Here is a 21,281-nt window from a genome sequence, read left to right on the forward strand (position 1 = left end):
CCGGCGAGGTCGTCCGTGGTACGCACTGCACGCACGACGAGCTGGAGCACGATGAGCCGGATATGGGCCGGGACCGACTGCGGCAAGACCCACCACCACTGCCTGGTCCTGGACAGTGAAGGCGACACGCTGCTGTCGCGACGGGTGGCCAACGACGAGCCGGAGCTGCTGAAGCTCCTCGGTGACGTCCTGGACCTTGCCGACGGCCGTGCCGTCACCTGGGCCCTGGACATGACCGGCGGCGAGCCAGCGCTACTGATCGCGCTACTGGTCAACCACGGCCAGGAGCTGGTTTATATCCCCGGCATCGCGGTCAACCGGGCCTCGGACAGCTATCGAGGCCAGGGCAAGACCGACGCCCGGGACGCCCGCGTCATCGCCGATCAGGCCCGGATGCGGCGTGACCTCCTGCCGATCCGCCCTGACGATGACGCCACCGTGGAACTGCGGCTGCTGACCGATCGCCGCGTCGACCTGGTCGCCGAACGCACCCGCACCATTAACAGGCTCAGGTCACTGCTTACCAGCATGTTCCCAGCCCTGGAACGGGCTCTCGACCTGGGGACCAGCGGAGCGCTGATGCTCCTGACGGGCTACCAGACCCCGGCCGCGATCCGGCGCACCGGCCAGCGCCGGCTGACCACCTGGCTGCGCAACCGCAAGGTCCGCGGATCCGAAGCACTTGCGACGAAGGCTGTGGAGGCCGCCGAGCGGCAGCACACCGCCGTCGCGGGTGAAACGGCCATTGCGAAGATGGTGCTCACCTTCACGAAGGAGGTGATGGCCCTCAGCGAGAAGATCTCTGAGACGGACAAGCTCATTGAGGGCCGGTTTCGCGAGCACGAACTCGCCGAGGTGATCCAGTCCCTGCCCGGCATCGGCACGGTGCTCGGCGCCGAGTTCCTCGTCGCCGTCGGCGGCAGCCTGGATGCGTTCGCCAGTCCTGATCGCCTCGCTGCCTTCGCGGGAGTGACCCCTGCACCGCGCGACTCGGGCAAGATCAGCGGGAATCTCCACCGTCCTCAGCGCTACCACCGACGCCTCCAACGGGTCTTCTACACGTCGGCGTTGGTGAGCGTCCAGTTCGACCCCAACTCGCGCCAGTTCTACGACCGCAAGCGCGCCGAAGGCAAACGGCACACCCAGGCCGTGCTCGCCCTCGCCCGCCGGCGCGTCAACGTTCTGTGGGCCTTGATCCGTGACCGACGGTGCTATCAAGTCGCACTACCTGTCGCTGCGACGGCTTGACTTCAGCATTGGGAAGCACCAGCCGCTCAACGATCCCCACACCGAGACCCTACCGAACACACCAAATGAGATGGCTTCTTAGGGCCTGTCTGATAGGTCGGTAACGAGATGGGTTGCCGATCGTTCGGTGCCGTGTGGGGCGGGGTGATCTGACCGATGCTGAATGGGCTGGCCTGGAGCCGCACTTGCCGAAGAACGCTGGTCGAGGCGGACGGTGGAAGGACCAGCGGAAGGTCATCAATGGGATCTTGTTCCGCATACGGACCGGCATCCCCTGGCGGGACCTTCCAAAGAGGTTCGGCAGCTGGCAGACCTGTTACGACCGACATCGCCGCTGGTCAGCGGACGGCACATGGGAGAGGATCTTCCGGAGCATCCAGGCCGACGCCGACGCGGGAGGCCGCATCGACTGGTCCATGGTGAGTGTGGACTCCACCGTGTGCCGTGCTCACCAGCACGCGGCCGGCGCACGCAAGCAGGCGCCACGAAAGGCCGGCAAGGGCATCCGGACAGCCCAGCACCGTCCAGACGAAGCCCTCGGCCGTTCGCGAGGCGGGCTGACGACGAAAATCCATCTGGCCGGTGAGGGCGGGCTGCGGCCATTGGCCCTGCTTGTCACGCCAGGGCAGTGGGGCGATTGCCCACAGATGATCCCGGTCCTGGGTCACGTCCGCGGGAGTGGTGTATCAACGGCCACTCGGTGATCTCGTTTTGAGGCTATGCGGTGAGTTCGGTCGGGAGGACGGTGTCGTCGATTTCTGACTCGATCGGGTGGAGGCGGGCCTTGGCGAGCAGGTCGAGGCCCATGTAGCGGCGGGCCTCGGTCCACTCGTCGTTCTGCTCGGCCAGGACCGCGCCGACCAGGCGGATCAGGGCGGTGCGGTCGGGGAAGATGCCGACCACGTCGGTGCGGCGGCGGATCTCCTTGTTCAGCCGTTCCTGCGGGTTGTTCGACCAGATCTGCCGCCAGATCTCGCGCGGGAACGCGGTGAACGCCAGGACATCGCCCTGAGCGGCGTCCAAGTGCGCTGCGGCCTTGGGGAACTTGGCTTCCAGGGCGTCGAGGACGTGCCGCATCTGGGCCTGGACGGCGTCGGTGTCGGGCTGTTCGAAAACGGTCCGCAGCAATGTTGCGACCCATGGCTGGGCCGACTTGGGCACCTGGCTCAGCAGTGCGCGGGCGTAGTGAGTACGACATCGCTGCCAGCTCGCGCCGGGCAGGGTGGCGCCGATCGCGTTGACCAGGCCCATGTGCGCGTCGGAGATGACCAGCTGGACGCCGGACAAGCCGCGGGCGATCAGCGAGCGCAGGAAGGCCAGCCAGCCGGCGCCGTCCTCGGCTGTGGCCACGTCCAGGCCGAGGATCTCGCGGTGCCCGTCGGCGTTGACGCCGACTGCGATCAGCGCGTGGACGTTGATGATCCGGCCGCCTTCGCGGACCTTCTGCGTCAGCGCGTCGACCCATACGAACGCGTAGGGTCCGGCATCCAGGGGACGGTTACGGAAGGCTGTGACTTGTTCGTCCAGGTGCTTGGCCATCGCGCTGACCTGGGACTTCGACAGCTGGGTGACGCCCAGGGACTCGGCGAGCTTCTCGACTCGGCGGGTGGAGACGCCCAGCAGGTAGGCGGTGGCGACCACGCTGATGAGGGCCTGCTCGGCCCGCCGCCTGCGTTCCAGCAGCCAGTGCGGGAAGTAACTCCCGGACCTGAGCTTGGGGATGGCGAGCTCGACGGTGCCCGCCCGGGTGTCCCACTCACGCGGGCGGTATCCGTTGCGGTGGTTGACTCTCTCGTCGCTGACCTGGCCGTATTCGGCGTTGCAGAGGGCGTCCGCCTCCGCGGACATGAGTGCGTCGGCGAACGTCTTGACCATCGCGCGCAGCAGATCGGGACTCGCCGCGGCGAGATTGTCTTCCGTGAGGGCGTGCAGGGGCAGACTGTCGGGTGCGGTCATCGTGCTGATCTCCTTCGGGCTTCGACACCTCGAAGATCAGCCGGTGGCCGTTCATCTATGCGGGCCTCATCCTGATGCCGGAGCAAACCCCCGGATCAGGTCGAACCCGTACACCACTTCCCTGGACGCAACCCGGTCCTGGAACGCATTCGCGTGCCCCGGCCGGCCGGCGGCCATCCCCGCACCCGGCCCGATCACCTCAGCGGCGACAAAGCCTACTCATCACGCCGCAACCGCCGGTACCTGCGGCGCCGACAGATCAAGCACACCATCCCTGAGCCGAGGAATCAGCAGGCCAATCGCTTGCACCGTGGCAGCCGAGGCGGCCGGCCCACCAGCTTCGAGAAGGCCCGCTACGTTCGCAGGAACGAAGTGGAGCGGCTGATCGGAAAGTTGAAGATCAACCGGGCGGCACCGCCCCGGTCACGGGGCGATGATTACCTCGAAGGCTTCGCTGTCGATGATGCGGTCGGACTGTATCGCCCGCCCGTACTCCAGACCCGCGTCACCGTTGTCCTTGTTGTCGACATGGGCCCGGATGCAGGGCGCGTTGTAGGGCGGGGTGGGCTGGGCGGCCCGGTCGACGGTGACGTTCGCGATGTCCCACACGCCGCCGACCGCACGCGGGGTGATGTCTACGCACTGGTTCCCGTCCTTGCCGCCCTGCCAGGACCCGGCGAAGGGGTACTCGTCACAGGAGTCGTTGGGGACACCGGTGGCGCCTCCCACGAACTTGTTCGGCCCGCCAATGCCACAGGTCTTGTCACGCCGTTTGTCGTTCTTCGGGTCGAGAGGGTCGGTGAACCGGTTCAGCGGGTGGTCGTGGTCGCCGTACTTGCCGGTCAGGTTCTTCTGCGCCCACTCGTAGGCGATGGCCGCCCCCCGGTACCGGGCCTTGCTGAACGTCACGTTGGCCAGGTGGCCCGGGACGATGCAGCCGGGCCAGCTGCCCGAGTCATCGTCACAGCGAACCTCGATGCCGTTCCACTCCGGGCGGATGTGCGTGGGCGGCCCCGACCCGTTGAGGATGGCCCCCTCCACGCGGTAGGTCGGCAGGATCGTCGTGTTGAAGCCCTTGCCCACGGACGAGCTGTAGCTCAGGGTGCCGTCCTTGCCCTCGTGGAGGCGGCGGAAGCGGACGGCCGCGCCGTCCCAGGCCGACGACCCGGACGTGCACTGGCCACTGCAGGTCGAGCTCAGGGCCATCGTGACGGGGGGCATTTTCTCCGTCATCTCGACGACCTCGGTGATGATGTCCTCCGACCACGCCGCCTGAGGCTGGGAGTCCATGGACGCCGCCGCCGCGACGAACACCGTGGCGTGGTCGGCTACGCTCCCGTCCTTGCCGAGGGCCTCATAGATGACCCAGTGGCGTACGCAGTAGGCCTTGCGGCTGGACTGGCGGGGATCGGCCCCGGTGCACATCCCCAGCCCGGGATTCGGCTTGGGATCGGCGGCCTGGGCGCGGGCCGCTGGTGCGAGGGCGGCGGAGGTGGGGGCGGCGGCGCCTGCGGGGGCGGTGTCGATGGTCCTCACGCACGTCCAGGCCGTGCCCTGGCGCTGGAGCGGGGTACCGGGTGCGGTGGCCACGCACGTTCCGTGACCGGGCGGGGCCGCGCTGGCGGGCGGCGCGGCGGTAGCGGGGGCGGTGCCTGCGGCGCACAGGGATGCGGTGAAGACCAGTGCGGCTATCGCCGACAAGCCGCGTCTGAGGTGTTTCAAAAGGTGATCCCTTCCGTCGGTGGCCCCGTGGCGGGCACACCGAAGGTATGGAACCTGGCAACTCCCGTTCATGCCAACCGAGAACGCGACAGTTCTTGATCGCATTTGGCCAGTTGTGGTATAGGCCTGCCGCCCTCGGTGGCGCTAGTTTCCCTCACACTCGCCTCACAGACCACACACAGGGGGAAGCAACGATGCGCCGCACAAGAAACCGCCTGGGCAGAGGGCTCGGAGCGCTCATAGCCACCGCGACGGCCGCCGTGGGCCTGGCCGCCACCCCGGCCGCCGCCACCCCGGCCGCCTCCGGGCAGACGATCCAGCCCGGCCAGACCTGCACCGCAGCCGATCTCGGTACCCGCCACCCGGTCATCAAGTCCACCGAAGTGTCCCCGGCCATCACCCACTTCAAGGGCTGGTACGTCACCCAGGGCTCAACCGGTACCCAGACCGTCTCCACCAACGTCCAGGAAACCATTTCGGTCTCCGTGGGCGTCAACGGCAGCGTTCAGGGCAGCTTCGCCGTCGAGGCCCTCGGCACCGTCGGCGCGAGCCTCGGCCTGAACGTCCAGGTCAACTACACCACCACCAGCAGCACCAACAAGTCCATCACCTGGGACTTCTACCAGCCCGGCTACTACGGGCTCTACGAGGGCACCAAGAAGGTCACCGGCACCTACGGCAGCCTCAACTGCAACCGCACCCAACAGGGCGACGGCAGCTGGGCGTTGAAGTGGACCGAGGGCCCCGACACCGGCAGCTACACCACCTTCACCACCCTCGAAGAAGGCGCGGTGCGCTGCGAGGACAAGGTCCCCGCCAACAGCATCATGCGCAAGGCACAGGGCCTCCTCGACTGCGGCTCCCCCGCCGCCACCGCGAAGCACCCGGCTGGGCCGGTCCCCTCGGCGAAGGCCGAGGCCGCCAAGGCCGGGCACGAAGCAGCCGCCAAGGCTGAGAAGAGCGTGAAGGCCACCGGGAGCCCGGCCCCCAACACGCGGGCCGCCCTGGACTGCCAACCCGCCGTCTACAGGATCGACGTCCCCGGCAAGCCCCTGAACTGGAGCGCACCGCTCCTGGCCAACGACGGCATCCGCCTGCGCGAATCCAACTTCTTCAGCGCCCACCTGGACAACTGGCGCCTGTGCAACGTCACGGAGAACAACGGAGTCATCGAGGCGTCCCTGTGGAACTGGGGCAACGGTGGATGCGCGACCATCCCGGCGAACATCGCCAACCAGGAGCAGGCCTACCTGACGACGGCCACCTGCGGGGAGGACGACCTCCAGCGGTTCTACATCTACCGCGACGTACCCGGCAGCTCGAAGATCGGTCTACAGAACAAGTACACCGGCTCCATGATGGGCCACGACCGGTACGCGGACGGGGAGTTGATCCGCCAGTACTCCAGCGGCCGGCCGGACGGTACGGGTACGTACACCCTGACCGCAGTCTGACGGCCCCCACTCCGTGAGCGCGGCCCCGCACGTGACCTGTGGGGCTCGGATATTCATCGCTGCTGGTCAAAGCGCCACGCCCCGGGGTGTTGGTCTGCGACCATGTTCAAGTGATCGTGTCGCTCGTGTACCAGGTCACTCGGCATCTTCTGTCTGTTCCGGCGGTGCTGCTGCGGCGCCAGACCGCGAAGGAGGCGGAACTGCTGGTCCTGCGGCACGAGAACGCCGTGCTACGACGCCAGCTGCAAAGACCAATACGGTACGAGTCTGCGGACCGCCTCTGGTTCGTGGCCCTGTCCTCGCTGATCTCGCGCCGCCGCTGGGCCGAGGTCTTCCCGGTCACGCCCAGCACGCTTCTGGCCTGGCACCGCAAGCTCATCGCCCGCCGCTGGGACTACTCCGGGGGACGCCATGGGCCGGGACGGCCGCCCACCCATGCGGCCCTCAAGAATCTCGTGCTGCGCCTCGCCCGGGACAACAGCCGCTGGGGACACCGCAGGATCCAGGGCGAACTGGTTCGGCTCGGACACCCGATCGCCGCCTCGACCGTCTGGGAGATCCTGCACGCGGCCGGCATCGATCCGGCCCCGCGCCGCACTGGCCCCACCTGGCGCGAGTTCCTCTCCGCCCAGGCAGCCGGTGTGATGGCCTGCGACTTCCTCCACATTGACACCATCGGCCTGCGACGGCTGTACGCCCTGGTCTTCCTCGAACACCACACTCGGCGCCTGCACATCGCCGGCGTCACTGCACACCCGAACGCTGCCTGGGTCACCCAGCAAGCCCGCACCTGGCCGCCGAACTCGGCGGGAGCATGGACCCGCTGCGCTTCTTGATCCGAGACCGCGACAGCAAGTACACCGAGGCCTTCGACGCGGTGTTTCACGCCGAGGATATCGAGATCATCAAGACACCGGTCCGCGCGCCGAGGGCCAACGCCCACTGCGAGCGAGTGATCGGCACCCTCCGCCGAGAAGTCCTCGATCACGTGCTGATCCTGGGCGAAGGTCACGCGCGCCAGGTTCTTGCCGAGTACGAGAGGCACTACAACGTGCATCGCCCCCACCGGGCGCGAAGCCAGTTGTCTCCCGAAGCCCACGAACAACCGCCGCAGGTCCGTGCCCCGGCCGACCGCAGAGTCCTGCGCACCCGCATCCTCGGCGGCGTGATCAACGAGTACAGGTACGCCGCTTGACCAGCAGCGATGATTACTCGAGCTCCACACGTTTGTTCAGTTGGTTCCCGAAGCCGGAGGGAGACGGCGCTGCGCGATGTGTCATCCACGCTCGCCTGCTGTCGTGCCTGCGATCTGACGCCTTCTTACGCCACCCGCTGCTTCGTGGTGGGAGCTAGCGTTCGAATCGTCGTGGTGCGGGTTGCCGCTCGGCGTCGCGGATGGCGCGGGCGGCGTTGATGAGCCCGATATGGCTGAAGGCTTGCGGGAAGTTGCCGAGGGCCTCTCCCGTGGCGGGGTCGGTCTCCTCGGCCATCAGGCCGACGTCGTTGGCGTGCGCGACGGCGGTTTGGAACACCTGCCGTGCGCGGGTGGTGTGTCCCGTCAGTGCGAGGGCCTGGGCGAGCCAGAAGGTGCACAGCAGGAAGGCTCCCTCTCCTCCTTCGATCTCGTCGCCGAGGTAGCGGCGGATCAGACCGTTGCGGTCGGTGAGGTGGGTGGCGATCGCCAGCACCGTGGACTGGATGCGGGGGTCGTGCGGGGGAAGGAAGCCGACGATGGGCAGCATCAGCGCAGAGGCGTCCAGGTCGTCGCTGTCGAACGCCTGGGTGAAGGCGCCCAGGCGGGGGTTCCATCCGCGCTGTTCGACGGCTTGGCGGATCTGGTCCCGCTCGTGCCGCCAGTGGGGTACGCGTTCGTCGGCCTGAAGGGTGGGGGCCATCGCGATGGCCCGGTCCAAGGCGACCCAGCACATCAGTTTCGAGTGCAGGAAGTGTCTGCCCGACCCGCGTGTCTCCCAGATCCCCTGATCGGGTTCGGCCCAGCGACGGGTGGCCGTTTCGGCCGCTTGGAGCAGGAATGCGCGGGTGGGCGGGTCCAGGCGCTCGTTGGGCGGGAAGGTCTGGTAGGCGGCGTCGAGGAGTTCGCCGTAGACGTCGAGCTGGCGTTGGCGCCATGCTTCGTTGCCGCTGCGCACGGGGGTGCTGTCGCGCCAGCCGGCGAGGTGGGGCAGGATCCGCTCACTCAGGTCACGTTCGCCACCGATGCCGTACATGATCTGCAGGTCCACGCCGCGGTGGAGCTGGGTTACCGCGGCTCGGGCGAGGAAGCCGAAGAACTTGTCCTTCTCCTTCTCGCAGGCGGCGGTGGCCAGCGCCTGCAGAGTGAAGCTGGCGTCGCGGACCCAGGTGTAGCGGTAGTCCCAGTTGCGCGTGCCGCCCACACACTCGGGCAGAGAGGTGGTGGCCGCGGCGACAATTGCCCCCGTGGGCGCGAAGGTCAGTGCCCGCAGCACGCGTCCGCTGTGGCCCACCTCGTGCTGCCAGGGGCCGACGTAGCCGCGGTGCAGCCGCGACCATGAGCGCCAGCCTTCGACGGTGTCGTTCAAGCGCCGCCGGATACGCCCCGCTCGCCAGCGCATCGGCTCGGTTCCCCATGCCGGCCCGACCTGCAGTGCGAAGCCGAGGCGGTCCGACGCCCGGAGAGTGATCTGACCGTGCGCGGTGGAACCGCTCACCGTCAGGTCGATAGGGGTCGACAGCAACAGGACGTGGGCGCCTCCATACGCGGCGAGCCCGCCCCGCACAGGTGCGAGGAGGGGGTGGACGAGTCCGAACTCCGGGCGTGGCGCATAGGTGATCTCGACGGGCACTTGTCCTTCGGTGCAGGTGATCTGTCTCAGAAGCATTCCGGGAGACGCGGTGCCCAGGGCGTGTCCGCGCTCTCGGCGTCCCAGGGCGAGTGCGTCGCGTAGGACGGCCGTTCCACCGGTGGTACGGAAGGTCGTCTCCAGTACGAGGGTCTCCTCGAGGTAGCGGCGGCTGACGTCGGCGGGGCCGGTGGGGCGGATGGCCCAGTGGCCGGCGTCCTCGTCGAGGAGTCGGGCGAAGAGCGCCGGGCTGTCGAAGCGGGGAAGGCACAGCCAGTCCACTGAGCCGTCGGAGGTGACGAGGGCGGCCGAGCGGCAGTCGGACAGCAGTGCATGGTCACCGATCGGTCGCCCGCTCATCGGCGGCAGTCCGTCCGCCTCCGGCCCGCTGACGCGGCCTGGTCCGGACGGACTGAGCGGCCGCTCGCACCGTAGAACGCTTCAGGCACCGGTGGGTCGTCCATCGCAGCCTCCCTGAGCGGCGGGATTCATCTCACTCAAACAGCACCACCGGCGGATCGCACCTCCTGGCCGTCGGCGGTTGCCTTGACGGGGCGGCATTCTGGCGCGTCTGACCCGCTCGACTTGTCGCTCGCACAGCTCCGTCTCCTCACCACGGCTGCGCCCGGGGCGCGTGAGGTGCGACGGCTGAGGGGTGTGAGTCGTGACGACCGAGGGAGACAAAGCACCGTCGGCCACTGATCCACTGGTCGGTGACGCTGAGCCCGAGGCTTTCGGCGACCCGGTGGACGGCCGGCGTCCCAAGGCGCGCCCAGAGGAAGGCTGGGCCGCGGTTGCCGTGGGTGTCCTCCACCCAAGCGGTGCAGCCCTCTTCGACATCATGCTGGTCGACTTCGACGAGCATGAATCCCGTCGGGGCGATGAGTTGGGTACAGCGGCGGAGCAGGGCATGCGGGTCGCCGCCGATGCCGATGTTCCCGTCGACGAGCAGCAGGGTCTGCCAGCTTCCCTCAGCCGGCAGCGGGTCGAACACCGACCGGCACAGTGCGGCCCCGCCGCGGGTCTCCGTTCGGGCGACCGCGTGGGGAGCGACGTCGATACCAAGGGCGCAGACGCCCCGGTCCTGGAGCGCCCTGCACAGGCGGCCCGGTCCGCAGCCGATGTCGAGTACGGGGCCCCTGCAGCGCTCCAGCAGCGTCTCGTCGGCCCCGGTGGGCCGCGCGCCCCAGCGGCGTACCGGCAGTCGGGTCCGGCGCCCGTCGGCGAACCTCAGGTACACCGGCCCGCGGCCGGTTTGCAGGGCCAGTGCGTAGGGGTCCTCGTGTGCGGCGGGCGACCTGTTCTCCTCGGGCGTCACGGCTCGGCATCGCGACGGGGTGGGGGCCGGTGCTCGTCGGCGGGGACGGCTCGCCGGACGCGGCGTAGTTTGAGAGCGAAGGCCAGGGCCGCCGCACCGAACAGCACGCCGGTGACCGCCAGCCACCGGCCGAGGTATACCCCTTCCGGCAACCGGGTGTCGTCTCGGTAAGGGATCGCCAGATCGAGGATGAGGGGGAACCACACGAGCAGCAGCACACCGGACAGGAAGGCGGGTACGCGCAGGTAGTTGATCCATGCCACGGTCGGTACCCGGCCAGTGCGATGCCGCAGCACGGAGTGAGCCGACAGGTCGGCGAACGAGTACAGAGGCAGCAGGATCAGGTCGTGAAGGACTGCCGCCCCCACGAACCAGATCGCCACCTCGAGCGGCCGAACGGCGAACAGGCGCACCATGGCGTAGGCCGTGAGGGCGAAGGAGCAGATCAGCACCAGCAGGTGCAGGGGCCCGGAGCCGTACCAGCGAACGAAGCGTGCCATGATCATGTCCTGAAGGTGAGCCGGTGCACCCACTTGGTGTTGTTCACGCCGGGGTTGGCCGGGACGATGATCCGGGCCGGATAGCCGTGGTCGAGCGAGAGGTCCGCGCCGTTGACACGCAGGGCGAGGAGAGATCGCGGGTCGTGGATCTGGTTGCCGCGCAGCACCACCGAGCGGAAAGCACCGCGCGATTGGACGGATTCCACCAGGACGCTTCCGGCCCCGGGCAGCCCGGCCATGGCGGCCAGGTCGGTGAGCCTGAGGCCGCTCCAGTGCTGGTCGTCGGTGGACCATCCCTCCACGCAGGCGATCGGCAGGAGAGCGTCGTGCCGGCGCATCGCCAGGAGCTGCGCGCGCGTGAAGACCAGCGTCGGTGCACGGCCGCGTACCTCCAGCCGCCACGCAGGACCCACATGTGCCGGGTTGATGCCGACGGCCGCGGCCGTCTTGTTGATCTGGAAGTCCATCGGGCCGCCGCCGGGGTTGCGGTTGTGCGGCGCGAACAAGGCGGTGTTCCGCAGCCGGCCGCCGATGCTCTGCCCGGCCGTGACTACCAGCAGGGCCAGCGAGCCCACCCCCACCAACCCCACGGCGCCACGCCGCGTCATCGTCGGCGCCGCGGGTGCGGTCGGCACCAGGCCGTCGGGGTCGGGCGGCTCGGGCACGGTGTGCGCGAGGTCGGTGCGCAGTTCCGTGGCCAGACTGCGTGAGCCCAGTGCGCGTGACATCCGGCCCAGTCTGAGGCACACATGGACGACGAACGCGGCGATGAACACCCACGCACCGTAGAAGTGCAGGGTGTAGAACGAGCCGGGAAAGACGTAGTACAGCTGAATGTTGAGGATCCCGGTCACGAACTCGAAGATGACGCCGCCCACCAGCATCAACAGGGACAGCCGCTCCAGACCGTGGGCGACACTCCGCACCGGCAGCCACTCGAACAGCTTCGGGATCACCGACCACAACTTGCCCAGCAGCACGGGCACGAGGACCACACCCAGCGTGACGTGCACGCCCTGGGTCAGCCGGTACAGCCAGTAGGGGTGCGTAGGCCAGTCGAACAAATAGAAACCGAGCAGGCCCTTGTCGGGCGTCATGTCATTGTGCGGGCCGAGATCGGGGTTGTAGGCGGCGTAGGAGAGCGCGCCGGTGAGGAAGAGCACCGGAATGCCGACCAGGAGCACCAGGCCGAACACCGACGTCAGCCAGGGACCGCGGATCGGACTGCGCCAGAACCCGGGCCGAAAAGGCCCCGGCGGCGCAGGCAGCTCCCCGATCCGCCGCGTGACAGCTGGGGCACGCGCGGCAGCCGCAGCGACACCGCCAGCCACAGCGGCGCCGATCCGCCGAAGACGCCACCGCGCATGCGCGTCCTCCGGCATCGGGCGCTCCGGCCGCCCGGATGAACCGGGCTGTGACGGTCGTCCGCCGTTACCCATCAGCCGCCTCCTCCATCCCAGAGCCCCGCCCTCAAGGGCGACCGGTCAACCCGTCAGAACGTCGTCCAGAACACGACTGATGAGACCACTACAGAATGTCACTTCGCCGGTCGACCAACCCTTTGCGTCGTCGTCAAGGCACAGGCTGATACCCGAGTGGCCGGACCCCGTCAGCCGAACGGTGGAGTCCCTGCCTCCTGGCTCTGCGTCGCTCAGCGCCGTCTGCTCGGGCAGGAGCGCGCGCAGGGTCCGGGCGGCATCGGCCGGGCCTGCGCCTTGCAGGGCGGGCTGCTGGTGGGTGACGGCGGCGACCATCGACTCACGCATGGCGGTGAGCAGAGCCGGGTCGCGCTCGCCCTCGGGCAGAGAGAACCAGGTCAGCACCGCGCCGCGCACGGTGGCGTGAATGAGGGCAGCCGCGAGCTTCTCGTCGACCCGTAGCCAGCCGCCGGCGGCCAGGCGGCGGATGATGCGAGGAGAGCGACATGCCCGACAAGCTGCGCATCGTAGGACTCGAGGAACACGTGGCCCTGCCCGTCCTGCTCGATGCCTGGGCGCGAGCGGGAGTACCCCGGATTCCGCAACTCGGCTACGGTGACGAGCCGTTCGCCGATGAGCCGAGTGAAACCGCTTGGTCCGGTCGACGACCTGTGTGTTGTTCAGTGGCCGATGCTGTCCAGTTCAGCCACGTCCTCGTCGGAGAGGGAGAGCCCGGCGCCTGCAATGTTCTCGCGCAGGTGGGCGGTTGACGAGGTACCGGGGATGAGCAGGATGTTCGGCGAGCGTTGCATCAGCCAGGCCAGCGCGACCGACATCGGCGTCGCCTCCAGCCGGCTCGCGACCTGCGAGAGGGCTTCGGACTGCAGCGGCGTGAAGCCTCCCAGGGGGAAGAACGGCACGTAGGCGATGCCGTTGGCGGCAAGGTGGTCCACGAGGTCGTCGTCGTGGCGGTGGGCAAGGTTGTACATGTTCTGCACACACACGATCGGGGCGATGCCGCGTGCCTCGGCAACCTGCTCCGCGGTGGCGTTGCTGACGCCGAGGTGGCGGATCAGGCCCTCCCGCTGGAGGTCGACGAGCGTTTCGAATGCTTCGGCGATCGAGCCGGGCTGGGGGCCCTCAGCGTCGCCCATGCGCATGTTGACCAGGTCAAGGGCCTCGACGCCGAGGGATTCGAGGTTCTCGTGGACCTGCTTGCGCAGGTCTTCGGGGCGCCGGGCCGTGGGCCAGCCGCCCTGCGCGTCGCGGGTCGCACCCACCTTGGTAGCGATGAACAGCGACTCCGGGTAAGGGTGCAGCGCTTCGCGGATCAGCTCATTCGTGATACGCGGTCCGTAGGCGTCGCTGGTGTCGATGTGGGTGATCCCGAGGCCGACCGCCTCGCGCAGGACGGCCAGGGCGCCGTCGTGGTCGGCAGGCGGCCCCATGACCCACGGCCCGGCGAGCTGCATCGCGCCATAGCCGAAACGGGTGATGGTCAAGTCACCCAGCGTCCAGGTGCCGCCAGGAAGAGCTGTGGAGGGCGTGTTCATCGTGATGCCTTTCACTTATCGCCAGGGGGTGGTGTCTCCGGCCCCCTTGCACCAGCATTGGAGACAAACTTCCCATCGGGAAGTAGGCACTCTGAAGTGCCTACTGATCTCTTCGGGTTGTTGTCGGGGGTGGTGACGTGTGGTGATCCCTGCGGTAGGCCGGTGGTATGCGGTATGCGCAGGGTGGTGGGCTGACCGCGGAGCGGCGGCACTTTCGCGAGCGGATCCGGTACGAGGCCGGTGAGCGGTTCACTCGCGGTGAGAGAACCGCAGTGATCGCGAAGGATCTGCGGGTCAGTGAGCGTTCGGTGGAACGCTGGCGCCGTGCCTGGCGGGAGGGCGGGATGGACGCGCTCGCCTCTGCGGGACCGCCGAAACTGCCCAAGTTGTCCGATGGCCAGTTCGCCGAGCTGGAGCAAGAGTTGGCGGTGGGGCCGGCCGTGCACGGCTGGGAGGACCAGCGGTGGACCTTGGCCCGGATCAGGGTGCTGATCGCCAGGAAGTTCAGGCTGGACTGCTCCCCGGCGGCGGTGTGGCGGCTGCTGCACCGGCACGGCTGGTCCTGGCAGTGTCCTGCCCGCAGAGCCCTCGAGCGCGACGAGCAGGCGGTGGGCCTGTGGAAGAAGGATGTGTGGCCGCAGGCGGAATGACTGCGGCGGCGCTGGGCGCGTACATCGTCTTCGAGGACGAGGCCGGGTTCTCGATGACGCCACCGCGCGCCCGCACCTGGGGCCGGCGTGGGCACACGCCGGTGGTGCGGGTACGCGGTCGTTCCTGGCGCCGCTGGTCGATCGCGGCGATGTGCTGCTACAAGCCCGGCGAGACCTCCCGGCTGATCTACCGGCCGCGCCGCCACCGCAAGCACCGGGGCAAAGGACGCGACACCTTCGCCTGGAGCGATTACCGCGACCTGGTCGTGCGCGCCCACATCCAGCTCCAGGCTCCCATCGTGCTGATCTGGGATAATCTCAACACCCACCGGGCTGCCGGGATGCGTGAGTACGCCGCCGCACACGACTGGCTCACCATCGTTCAACTGCCCTCATATGCACTCGACTTGAACCCGGTCGAGGGCATCTGGTCGCTATTACGGCGCGGCCCGCTGGCCAACACCGCCTTCACCGACGACGAGCACCTCGAACGCACCCTCCGCCGAGGTCTGCGCCACATCCAGCTCCGCCCCGACCTGATCGACGGCTGCCTCACCGGCACCGGACTCGCACTCACCCCGCTGCCGACAACAACCCGAAGAGATCAGTAACTAACCCAGGGTGAGAGGCGAGATCAGTGACGACGACGAAGGCCGACAAGAAGGCGGAGGACAACGCGTTCCTGGCGGTGTGCCCCAGCCGTCAGCTCCTCGACCGGATCTCAGACAAGTGGGTCGTCCTGATCCTGTGCGCACTGGGCGGTGACGCGTCCGAACAGCCAGGCGCATCGCACGCCCCGACGGCGATGCGCTTCTCCGAACTCGCCCGCTGGCCGGCGTCAGCCAGAAGATGCTGACCCAGACCCTGCGAGCCCTCGAACGCGACGGCTTGCTCATCCGCACCGTGACACCCACGGTGCCCGTCACCGTCACCTACGAGCTGACTGATCTCGGCCTCTCACTTCATCACCTGACACGCGGGCTCAGACAGTGGGCGCAGACCCACATGGACCAAGTCCTCGCCAACCGCGATAAGCACGACGCACGAGCTTCCTAGTGCTGGATTCCTCTTTCGCTTGGTATGTGTCCTGGTGGCGGGGTGGTTCGGCTACGCGGGGGGCGGGTGCTGGACGGTGGTGTTACGGGCACGGCCGAGCCGTGACGAGAGCGAGGAACAGCTCGTGCATCAGCTGTCGCGGGCGCGCAAGGCGACTCGTGATCTGGTCATGCGGGCACGGATGGTCTGCTGAGCTGGTCCGGACAGCGAGTGCCTGCCATCGCCGATGAGTTGAGGTGCAATCCCAAGACAGTTCGCCGGTGGCTGCACCGCTTCAACCGCTTGGGCCTGGACGGGCTGGAAGACCTGGGTGGACAGGGCCGCAAGCGACGGATCTCCGGGGCGGAACGCTCAAGAATCATCGGCCTGGTCAAACAGCCGCCTCCAGGTCGGCTGACCGTGCAGGCCGACGGCGAGCTGGCCGTGGCGGATGAGTCCGGGCCGCCGGAGTGGACCCTCGACGCGCTGGCCGCCGAGGCCGGACGGCTGGGCATCGGGATCGGTCGCAGCCAGGTCCGCCGGATCCTGTTGGCTGAGGGCGTGCGCTGGCGACGCACCCGTTCCTGGACCCGGTCGAAGGACGCGGACTTCGAGGGAAAAGGACCAGGATCATCGAGCTCTACACCTGCCCGCCCGAAGGCGCGACGGTCGTCTGCGCCGACGAGCTCGGACCGGTGATCCCTCGAACCATTCCGCCGGCGCCGGGCTGGTCGCCGGACGGTCACCGCATCAAGTCCGAGGTCGACTACGGCCGCGGGCCGGAGAAGACTTGGGTCTACGGCGCTCTGCGGGTACGGGACGGACACGAGGTCACCATGACCGCCTCCTCTCGCAACAGCGCCTTCTACCAGCAGTTTCTTCAAAGGGTCGAGGCGGCCAATCCGGCTGGCGACATCTACGTGGTCACCGACAACCTGTCCTCGCACAACAGCCTGTCCACCAGGACCTGGCTTGAGGACCATCCCAGAATCCGGCACGTCTTCATCCCTGTCGGCGCCTGCTGGCTCAACCTCCAGGAAGGCTGGTGGCGCATCTTCCGCAAGGCTGCCCTCGCGGGCCAGTCCTTCGCGGGACCACCCGAGATCGATCAAGCCACCCGCCTGGCAACAGCCCAGTTCAATACACGCGCCCGGCCCTGGGTATGGGGAAGACCCGCACCTTCAACCCGCGTCTTACGCCGCCGATACGTGTACTGCGTTTGAGGAATCCGGCACTAGGAGCGAGGGAGGCGTGGACCGTGACGGCGAGCGCCGATCATCTCAAGGCGATGCTGAATGCACACGCGGCCGGCGACGACGACCGCTTCTACAGTACTGCGCTGCAGGTGGCGGCGAAGTCTGCGCGCCAGGGGCACACGCGCCTGGCTGCTGAACTCCGGGAGGTCATTGAGGCCTCGCGAGCGGAGAAGATCGGCCGCCAGCCCACGCCGATTCCAGTGGTGCAGCCGCGTGGTGAGCTGGCAAGTCTGATCACTGCCGACTACCCCGCCACACAGCTGTCCGATATGACCCTTGCGGAGAGTACCCAGGCGGCTCTGGAGAAAGTGCTGCATGAACAGCGCCAGCGTGGCCGGCTGGAGCGTTTCGGCTTCGTGCCTGTGCACCGGCTGCTGCTGTCCGGCCCCCCGGGAACCGGCAAGAGCATGACCGCAGCCGCGCTCGCCCGTGAGCTCGGTCTTCCGCTGTTCACCATCCGGCTGGACGGGCTGATGAGCCGGTTCATGGGGGAGACCGCCGCAAAGCTCCGCCTCGTCTTCGACGCCGCCGCACAGACCCGGGCCGTCTACCTCTTCGACGAGTTCGATGCGCTGGGAGCGAACCGCGCCAGCAGCAACGATGTCGGAGAGGCACGCCGTATCAATGAGGTCCGTCAAACAGTAGTCGGTGGCCGGGAAATGATGCACATCGCGTTCACCTGCCAGGGATGCCCGGAAGCCGGGCCGGGACGGGCATGGTGGCCGCCCTGAACGTCTGTGGCATGGCCAGGACCTTTCACGTCGGAAAACCCCGAACTGCCACTCGCCCGAAGAAGACTCCCACCGCGGCCAGGCACCAGCGCGGACTGGGTGCGCGACCCCCGTCGAGCACGGCCCGTGCTCTTGGTCCCTGATCAGCCGCATACGTATGCCTCCACAGCCCTTCGAGCGCCGATCTGCATGCCCGTTTGATCCGCTTCTCGGTGCCGGGTTCCGTCCGGCTTGGCAATGGGGCGAAGGACTGCCATCGCGCCGAGCTTCCAGGCGCTTCAAGCTGCGCACGGTGGCGATAGATGTGGAAAAGCAGATCGCAATGCTCATTGCGAATCAACATCGAACACCCCTCGGACCCCAACGCCTTTGTTCGGCTGGGCCGTTGCTGCCCGGCGCTGGCACGGGAGGGATTACCGGTGGTGGGGTAGTCACTGCTAGCCTCCGTCATCAAGACGGTCTGGGGTCGTGCGTCGGCCGGATGGAGGGGCGGCCGACGAGGCGCCGGGGGAAGCAGTGGTGCTGTTGCGCGATGACGGTCGAACTACGCGTCAGCGTTGACGGGGGCGGCCAGCTGGAGGACCTGCGCGAGTGGATGGGTGGGCTCCCGGGCGTCGCGGTACGTGCCGTGCCCCGCTCGCCGGAGCGCAACAGCCAGGGCACGGTGTGGGACTTCCTGTCCCTGGTGTGCGCGACCGGCGGTCCGCTGGTCGCCGGGGTGCGGGCGCTCCAGATGTGGATCGAGGCCCGGGTGACGGTGGTCAAGGTCGAGGTCGGCGACCGCCGGTTCACGCTGACCGGGACGAACGCCCGGGCTCTCCTGCCGCAGGTCGTGGAGGCGGCTCGGGCGCTGGAGGCGGGCGCTACGGCCCCGCGTGACCCGGGGTCCGGCCCGGCGGAGCCGGAGCGCCGCACCCCCGCGGCGGGGGCTTCCGATGAGCCCGCGTGACGACATCGACTTCTCCCGTTCCCGGGCGATCCTGCTCGGCACATCCGAGTACACCGCTGGATTCGACGGCCGCCGCCCCATGCCCGCCGCGCTGCACAGCCTCACCGAGATGCGGAAGGTGCTGACCGGCCCCTGTGAATGGCCGAAGCCGCGCGTCAAGGAACTGCCCAACCAGCATGACAGCGGCAAGCTGCTGCGGACGATCACCGGGCTGATCGGCGACGTTGAGGACGTGCTGTTGTTCTACTACGTCGGCCACGGCCTGCCTCTGCCCGAGAACGGCCGCTACGACCTGGGCCTGGCCCTCACCGACACCGATGACGACCCGGCGCATCGTGCACTGACCTCGCTGCGGCTGCGGGACCTGCGGGAAGTGCTCGCCCAGAACAGCAGCGCCCGGATCAAGATCCTGGTTCTGGACTGCTGCAGCTCGGGCATCGCCACCAAGTACGGTGGCCCGAGCAATAACCTCACTGCGTTCGCCGATCGCGCCACCCCGGTACGCGGCGCCGGCACCTATGTGTGGGCGGCGTGCGGTCACTCGCAGGAGACGTACTACGAGGACGGCGAGGGCGGCCTGACGTACTTCACCAAGTCGCTGTCCGAGGCGGTGCGCGAGGCGCACGACGAGCACACGCCGGGTGCGACGGTCGCGCATCTGCACGACGAGGTCCGGCAGCGGCTGCGCAGCATTCCCGACGTGACCGTGGCGCCGCTGCCCGACCTGCACTACAGCGGCCGCCCCGACCAGTTCCTGTTCGTCCGCGGCCGGGCCCCGTTGCCGCCGGGCCGTCCGTTCGCGTTCGCCCCTCTGGGGGACGGCGACCCACGCCGGATCGGCCCGTACGACGTCATGGCGAAACTCGGCGTCGGCGGCGTCGGCCGGGTCTACCTTGCGTTCACACCGGCCCGGCAGGCGGTCGCGGTCAAGCTGCTGCGGCCGGACCTGAGCCAGGACCCGGAGTTCGCGCAGCGGTTCGGCCGGGAGATCGAGCTGGCCCGGCGGGTACGCAGCAGCCATGTCGCCCGGGTGCTCGACGCGGATGCGGGCGCGTCCGAGCCGTGGCTCGCCAGTTCGTACGTGTGCGGTCCCTCGCTGCACGAACTCGTGCGGGAGAACGGCCCAATGCCGACCCGCGACGTGCTGCTGGTCACCGCCGGGATCGCCCGAGCGCTGGAGGCCGTGCAGGCGGCGGGCGCCGTGCATCGCGACCTCAAGCCGGCCAACGTGATGCTGGACGAGACCGGTCCGAAGGTCATCGACTTCGGCATCGCCAAGTCCGTCGCGGCAACCTTGATGACGCGCTCCAACGTGCAGTTAGGCACCCCGGCCTACAAGTCGCCGGAACAGGCACTCGGGCGCCGTGAGGTCACCACCGCCTCGGACGTGTTCACACTCGGCGCCACGGTCTACTTCCTCGCCACCGGGCGCGATGCGTTCGAAGCCGAGGACCCGCTCGGCCTGATCAACCTCATCGCGCACGAGGAACCGGACCTGGACGTCCTGGACGACGAGGTGCGCGGTGTCGTCAGCCGCTGCCTGGCCAAAGACCCGGCGGCCCGGCCCACGCCGACTGAGGTCGTCCAGATGTGCGCGGACGTCGCCGGGCCGGTCGCCAGCTGGGCGTACCCGTACATCGCCAACGCCGGGCCCGCGATCAACGCGCGGGCCGCCGCACTGCGGGCGCTGGCACCACCGCCCCCGCCCCCGGCTCCGCCCCCGCCCCCGCCAACACCGTCACCGCCACGGACCTTGCCGGAGGCGGACACGGAAGTCGCCTCGCGGCCCGAACAGACCTTCACCGCCAGCCAGTTGATGAGAGCCGCCACCGCTGCCGCCGCCGTGGTGCTGTGCGTGCTCGCCGCGGTCCTGGTGCCGAAGCTGCTGCACAGCGGCAATGCGGCGGCCGGCAAGGATGCAGGGGCGAGCACCTCGACGACCCCGGGTCCCGACGCGTCCGACACGTACGGCGGGGGCACGTTCACCACGCCGGGCGACCAGCCGTCGGACTCGCCCACGGACGACCCGACCACCAGCAAGCCCTCCACCACGACCATCCCGACCACGTTCGACCCCGGATCGCTCGACTCCGTCGACACCGACCAGACGCCGCTGACGTCGGATGCGCTGCTCCCGCGGACGTTCACCGACTCCAAGGGCGTCGTGTACAACATCGCGAGTGGCGGTGTGGAGGACTGCGTCAACGGGCACGAGACCAGCAGGGTCCAAAATGGGCTGAGCACCAACGGGTGCCGTGGCTCTGTGGTCGGGACGTACACCGATACAGCGGACCACATCCTGGTGGTGGTCCAGGTGGCGGCGATGCCAGACGCGACCGCCGCGGCCGCCACCCGCGCAGGCTTGAGAGACGCGGCCACCGGTGAATGGGGCATGTGGTGTCCGCCGAACGGCCCGGGCTCGCAGACCTGCGAGATTCCCACCGCGACGATCAGCCAGGCCACACAGGCCGGCTACATCGGGCCTACGCATCGGTACGTTATCCATACACTCGCGCTCTATATCAACGCGTCGCACAACGACTCGGTCAAGCCGTGGGTGGACTCGGCGGCGCTGGCAGCCTCCTACGCCGCCGGGCCCCAGAACTACACCGGGAACCGTTAGCTTGATCTTTAACGGCCGACGTCGAGCGCCCCAAGGCTCACGCAGC

Annotated in this window: 16 protein-coding genes and 4 pseudogenes; 12 read left to right on the plus strand and 8 right to left on the minus strand. The window is 68.5% G+C overall.

What is annotated here, in order from left to right; genetic code table 11:
* Positions 1-51: 51 nt before the first annotated feature.
* Both BFF78_RS00190 and BFF78_RS42195 read left to right on the plus strand, forming a co-directional pair.
* Positions 52-1,248, plus strand: coding sequence for an IS110 family RNA-guided transposase (locus BFF78_RS00190; RefSeq protein ID WP_069776383.1), 1,197 nt, complete (start codon positions 52-54; stop codon positions 1,246-1,248).
* A 134-nt stretch (positions 1,249-1,382) separates the two neighbouring features.
* Positions 1,383-1,922, plus strand: a pseudogene (locus BFF78_RS42195) (IS5 family transposase); the annotation flags it as partial.
* Positions 1,923-1,965: 43 nt separating this feature from the next.
* Here the strand turns inward: BFF78_RS42195 and BFF78_RS00195 are convergent.
* The gene (locus BFF78_RS00195) at positions 1,966-3,204 is read right to left on the minus strand and encodes an IS256 family transposase (protein ID WP_069776384.1); all 1,239 of its coding nucleotides are present in this window, start codon (positions 3,202-3,204) and stop codon (positions 1,966-1,968) included.
* A 135-nt stretch (positions 3,205-3,339) separates the two neighbouring features.
* Between BFF78_RS00195 and BFF78_RS42200 the strand changes: the two are divergent.
* Positions 3,340-3,627: pseudogene (locus tag BFF78_RS42200) on the plus strand (transposase); the annotation flags it as partial.
* Here the strand turns inward: BFF78_RS42200 and BFF78_RS00200 are convergent.
* Positions 3,628-4,794 carry a NucA/NucB deoxyribonuclease domain-containing protein gene (locus BFF78_RS00200; RefSeq protein ID WP_079161042.1) on the minus strand — a complete coding sequence of 389 codons (1,167 nt, stop codon included), beginning with the start codon at positions 4,792-4,794 and terminating at the stop codon, positions 3,628-3,630.
* 326 nt (positions 4,795-5,120) lie between these two features.
* Here BFF78_RS00200 and BFF78_RS00205 point away from each other — a divergent pair, with 326 nt between their 5' ends.
* Together BFF78_RS00205 and BFF78_RS00210 are read left to right on the plus strand one after the other, a co-directional pair.
* A complete protein-coding gene (locus BFF78_RS00205) occupies positions 5,121-6,380 on the plus strand; it encodes a hypothetical protein (RefSeq protein WP_079161043.1) in 1,260 nt (419 codons plus the stop codon).
* 110 nt (positions 6,381-6,490) lie between these two features.
* Positions 6,491-7,575, plus strand: a pseudogene (locus BFF78_RS00210) (integrase core domain-containing protein).
* 154 nt (positions 7,576-7,729) lie between these two features.
* Here BFF78_RS00210 and BFF78_RS00215 read toward each other — a convergent pair.
* From BFF78_RS00215 to BFF78_RS00240, 6 genes are all read right to left on the minus strand, one after another.
* Entirely contained in the window at positions 7,730-9,562 is a 1,833-nt protein-coding gene (locus BFF78_RS00215; protein ID WP_069776387.1) for a glycoside hydrolase family 15 protein, read from the minus strand.
* A gap of 250 nt (positions 9,563-9,812) precedes the next feature.
* On the minus strand, positions 9,813-10,520 hold the full coding sequence (locus tag BFF78_RS00220) for a class I SAM-dependent methyltransferase (RefSeq protein WP_069776388.1): 708 nt from the start codon (positions 10,518-10,520) through the stop codon (positions 9,813-9,815).
* A complete protein-coding gene (locus BFF78_RS00225; protein WP_069776389.1) occupies positions 10,517-11,020 on the minus strand; it encodes a hypothetical protein in 504 nt (167 codons plus the stop codon). The genes BFF78_RS00220 and BFF78_RS00225 overlap by 4 nt, the downstream gene beginning before the upstream one ends.
* Before the next feature lie 2 nt (positions 11,021-11,022).
* On the minus strand, positions 11,023-12,459 hold the full coding sequence (locus BFF78_RS00230; RefSeq protein ID WP_418346603.1) for a molybdopterin-dependent oxidoreductase: 1,437 nt from the start codon (positions 12,457-12,459) through the stop codon (positions 11,023-11,025).
* A gap of 45 nt (positions 12,460-12,504) precedes the next feature.
* Positions 12,505-12,855 carry a hypothetical protein gene (locus tag BFF78_RS49590; RefSeq protein WP_069776391.1) on the minus strand — a complete coding sequence of 117 codons (351 nt, stop codon included), beginning with the start codon at positions 12,853-12,855 and terminating at the stop codon, positions 12,505-12,507.
* Between the two features lie 263 nt (positions 12,856-13,118).
* Positions 13,119-13,991: an aldo/keto reductase family oxidoreductase gene (locus BFF78_RS00240; RefSeq protein ID WP_069776392.1), complete on the minus strand. Its 873-nt coding sequence runs from the start codon at positions 13,989-13,991 to the stop codon at positions 13,119-13,121.
* Positions 13,992-14,158: 167 nt separating this feature from the next.
* Here BFF78_RS00240 and BFF78_RS50425 point away from each other — a divergent pair.
* The 7 genes and pseudogenes from BFF78_RS50425 to BFF78_RS00270 all read left to right on the plus strand — a co-directional run bounded on the left by BFF78_RS50425 (position 14,159) and on the right by BFF78_RS00270 (position 21,235).
* A protein-coding gene (locus BFF78_RS50425; protein ID WP_472573249.1) for an IS630 family transposase occupies positions 14,159-15,252 on the plus strand; the annotation gives its coding sequence in 2 pieces (ribosomal slippage) (positions 14,159-14,620 and positions 14,623-15,252; 1,092 coding nt in all).
* Positions 15,253-15,278: 26 nt separating this feature from the next.
* Positions 15,279-15,697, plus strand: a pseudogene (locus BFF78_RS00255) (winged helix-turn-helix transcriptional regulator).
* Positions 15,698-15,907: 210 nt separating this feature from the next.
* Positions 15,908-16,375, plus strand: a complete 468-nt coding sequence (locus tag BFF78_RS42210; protein ID WP_237282533.1) for a helix-turn-helix domain-containing protein — start codon at positions 15,908-15,910, stop codon at positions 16,373-16,375.
* Positions 16,309-16,899: an IS630 family transposase gene (locus BFF78_RS42215; RefSeq protein ID WP_107440846.1), complete on the plus strand. Its 591-nt coding sequence runs from the start codon at positions 16,309-16,311 to the stop codon at positions 16,897-16,899. Before BFF78_RS42210 ends, BFF78_RS42215 begins: the two co-directional genes overlap by 67 nt.
* Positions 16,900-16,934: 35 nt before the next feature.
* A complete protein-coding gene (locus BFF78_RS00260; protein WP_079161049.1) occupies positions 16,935-17,663 on the plus strand; it encodes an ATP-binding protein in 729 nt (242 codons plus the stop codon).
* 532 nt (positions 17,664-18,195) lie between these two features.
* Positions 18,196-18,612, plus strand: coding sequence for an effector-associated constant component EACC1 (locus BFF78_RS00265; protein WP_069776394.1), 417 nt, complete (start codon positions 18,196-18,198; stop codon positions 18,610-18,612).
* Entirely contained in the window at positions 18,599-21,235 is a 2,637-nt protein-coding gene (locus tag BFF78_RS00270) for a caspase, EACC1-associated type (RefSeq protein WP_069776395.1), read from the plus strand. The genes BFF78_RS00265 and BFF78_RS00270 overlap by 14 nt, the downstream gene beginning before the upstream one ends.
* Positions 21,236-21,281: the final 46 nt, after the last annotated feature.

This window comes from Streptomyces fodineus (assembly GCF_001735805.1).
In the GTDB taxonomy this organism is placed as follows: Bacteria; Actinomycetota; Actinomycetes; order Streptomycetales; family Streptomycetaceae; genus Streptomyces; species Streptomyces fodineus.

Coding starts and splice junctions, on each gene's coding strand:
- BFF78_RS00270 (WP_069776395.1), top strand. CDS start 18,599: ATGAGCCCGCGTGACGACATCGACTTCTCCCGTTCCCGGGCGATCCTG.
- BFF78_RS00205 (WP_079161043.1), top strand. CDS start 5,121: ATGCGCCGCACAAGAAACCGCCTGGGCAGAGGGCTCGGAGCGCTCATA.
- BFF78_RS00225 (WP_069776389.1), bottom strand. CDS start 11,020: ATGGCACGCTTCGTTCGCTGGTACGGCTCCGGGCCCCTGCACCTGCTG.
- BFF78_RS00240 (WP_069776392.1), bottom strand. CDS start 13,991: ATGAACACGCCCTCCACAGCTCTTCCTGGCGGCACCTGGACGCTGGGT.
- BFF78_RS00195 (WP_069776384.1), bottom strand. CDS start 3,204: ATGACCGCACCCGACAGTCTGCCCCTGCACGCCCTCACGGAAGACAAT.
- BFF78_RS00230 (WP_418346603.1), bottom strand. CDS start 12,459: ATGGGTAACGGCGGACGACCGTCACAGCCCGGTTCATCCGGGCGGCCG.
- BFF78_RS00190 (WP_069776383.1), top strand. CDS start 52: ATGAGCCGGATATGGGCCGGGACCGACTGCGGCAAGACCCACCACCAC.
- BFF78_RS00265 (WP_069776394.1), top strand. CDS start 18,196: ATGACGGTCGAACTACGCGTCAGCGTTGACGGGGGCGGCCAGCTGGAG.
- BFF78_RS00215 (WP_069776387.1), bottom strand. CDS start 9,562: ATGAGCGGGCGACCGATCGGTGACCATGCACTGCTGTCCGACTGCCGC.